The organism is Halalkalibacter sp. AB-rgal2 (assembly GCF_041821005.1).
In the GTDB taxonomy this organism is placed as follows: Bacteria; Bacillota; Bacilli; order Bacillales; family Bacillaceae_D; genus Halalkalibacter.
This window is the reverse complement of the sequence record NZ_JBGUAV010000055.1, coordinates 1-2,617: the sequence shown is the minus strand read 5'-3', so window position 1 is coordinate 2,617 and position 2,617 is coordinate 1. Positions and strand designations below refer to the sequence as shown.

Sequence of the window (2,617 nt, the reverse complement as noted above, 5' to 3'; positions counted from 1 at the left end):
GAATTTGAGTCATAAGAAACAACCTATGGAAGTAGAAAGAATGGAAAAAATATATCGTGTCGATGGCTTTACAATTATAGATAAAAATGGAGAATACCAAATTTATTGGACGCAGGGACCATATAATGATTCAGTTTTTTATCCTATTTCTAAGCGAAACATGGACAAAGCGTTTAAATCAGGTCAAGACCCTAAATATAGCACCTTCTGCAACGGTTGAAACACCGTTATTATATACCACAAACATTTCCTTGTTTTTCCTGAGAGTGTCTCTTATTCAGTAGCTCAAAAGTTTTGCCAAATTGTATTTCAAAATTAATTTCAATATTATCTAAGCCTTGAGTTTCATTGATCGACTGGTAAAATATCCCAAATGTGATATTTTACTTTTAATCCTTTTATTTCTGGGAGTATAATTCTCTCATTCGCCTTATATAAATAGTTTGTAAGCAAGAAGAACTCAACAGGTTTAATTGATTTACCATTTTGCTCAAAAATAAACTGAGCAAGTGGGTAATCTTCTGCTGTTTCTTCCATATCATTTTTCATACCTAATATAGATTTAGAGTAATACTTAACAACTCAGTATTGAGCTTCAAAATAACTTGAGACTCATTGCCTCATATACTTTGAATCATATTACAAACCCGCCTATAGCCGGGACTAATGTAACTCAATAGTGTAAGAGAGAGGAATGTTGGGAAAGATTTGTTGATGAGCAATACTCTGACATAGAGAAACATATAAAAGAAGCAGTTCATTAATTTAGTAAACTGCTTCTTTTTCTTTATTAAATAGCTGTACTAACGATTTTTGTGGCTTATCATTAAGACTAGACAGTAACTGCTCGGCTACTGCTCTACCCAGTAGTGGTGGAACAGCATTTCCTATCTGTTGATATTGGGAATCTTTTGTCCCGGTAAAAATATAGTCATCAGGGAAGGATTGCAATCTAGCGGCCTCTCTGATGCTAATTGCTCTATCTTTAATAGGATGTATCCACATTGATTTTCGAACATTTACAACGGTATTACAAACATCGCTATAATCTAACCTTTTATAGATTGTATTTTGAGTTCTTTTATTATCAGCATAGGTTGATTTTAATGAATCATCTAAATTATGGAAATTTTGACCAGGGGTAAGACTTTTGAACCTTTTGAGAGCAGTTTTTGTTGATTGTGTAACAACATGATTAGATAGAAACTCAACATCTGCGTTTAGATATTTACTTAATGGATGGTTTAACCTTTTGTTCTTTTTAATTTGTGTATCATCCGATGCATTAAAACTAGGCTCGAGTTCTTCAAGATCCTCAATAGCATGTCCAATATTAAAAAAGTCTTCCTTAGATAAAATTGATGCAGGAAGTGAGGGTTGCGAATTTCTATGTCCAATAATAAAGTATCGATTTCTTTCTTGTGGAACACCAAAATGTGCAGAATTCAATACATCATAAGCTAATAGATAACCTAGTGACTCAAAGGTTTTTAATAAATAATCGATAACGGTGAAAGTAAAACCTTTAACAAAAATCCCCTTTCCTTTCTTGGTGAATGTCGTGGAATACTCTATTTTTTTCTCAATAATTTCTTTAAATATTAAGGTTATGTTGTGTATTTCTATAATTTGTTTTGCTTGAGCTAATAAGGTTAAAGAAAAGTCTTCATTTTTTGTATCAGATTCAAGAGCTAGTTTAAAATCACATATAAGATCTCTGAGTTCTTCGTATTCGTAAGTATTAAAATGTTGATTCCAGTTTGGAATATAGCGATTAAAGAAACTGGAGTTTTTATCAATAAAGCCTTTAACACTCTTGTGTTTATTAGCATATCTAACAAGAGATTTTAGTTTAGTAATCAAGCTAGTATCTGCAAACGAACTTAATATTTTTCTTTCATTAAATAAGTTCATTAGGTGTTCATTAAAGAAATCCGAGTTGCCAATAAAGAGATCTTCTTCTTTAATTTGAACACCAATTGAAGTTATTTCTTCTAGTTCACCATTGGTTACGAAGAATTTGTGTTTATCTGAACTAATAGTTTTCACATTTTCCATTACAAATGCAACTGGCTGGATTTCTTTTATTGCTCTTACAAATTCTTTAACTAAAAGGTTATTATTCGAAAACAATTCGCTCTTCTGACGGTTTGCGTTCGAAAAACCTTGACATGGGGGACCGCCAATTATTAAGGAAACGTCTTTAAGTTTAGGATATTTTTTGTAATCCTTAAAATTTATACTTCTAATATCTTGGGTATTAACTTCTATTTTATGGTTTTGAGTATATGTTTTAGCTGCATTTTCATTGATTTCTACAGCCAATACAGTTTCAAACCTACCAGTTTGGCTAAATCCAAGACTTAATCCTCCAGCTCCGGCAAATAAGTCTAAAACTTTATGTTTTTCCATCTACTCCACCTTCAAATTTAATAAATAACATATTATATAATTATAAATCAAATTTGTCTATTTGTGCAGCAGCAAAATCTGTATTCCTGAATATATTTTTGCAAAATGAAGATACAAATATAAAAACAGAAATACGTGCTAAGTATGTGTATCTATACTGAGCTTTTTTGTTAATAAGGGTATTAACTTTCGGTAAGTGGGCATA

The 2,617-nt window shown here is 31.3% G+C and carries 1 protein-coding gene and 2 pseudogenes; 1 reads left to right on the top strand and 2 read right to left on the bottom strand.

The window, feature by feature from the left end:
* Positions 1-220 (top strand): annotated as a pseudogene (locus ACERJO_RS20870) (hypothetical protein); the annotation flags it as partial.
* Between the two features lie 125 nt (positions 221-345).
* On the opposite strand, the pseudogene ACERJO_RS20865 reads toward ACERJO_RS20870, so the two are convergent.
* Both ACERJO_RS20865 and ACERJO_RS20860 read right to left on the bottom strand, forming a co-directional pair.
* Positions 346-567, bottom strand: a pseudogene (locus ACERJO_RS20865) (hypothetical protein); the annotation flags it as partial.
* A 198-nt stretch (positions 568-765) separates the two neighbouring features.
* Positions 766-2,412, bottom strand: a complete 1,647-nt coding sequence (locus tag ACERJO_RS20860) for a DNA cytosine methyltransferase (protein ID WP_373648768.1) — start codon at positions 2,410-2,412, stop codon at positions 766-768.
* Positions 2,413-2,617 lie beyond the last annotated feature (205 nt).

What these genes read in the sequence shown, in the direction of transcription:
- ACERJO_RS20860 (WP_373648768.1), bottom strand. Translation starts at nt 2,412, where the DNA reads ATGGAAAAACATAAAGTTTTAGACTTATTTGCCGGAGCTGGAGGATTA.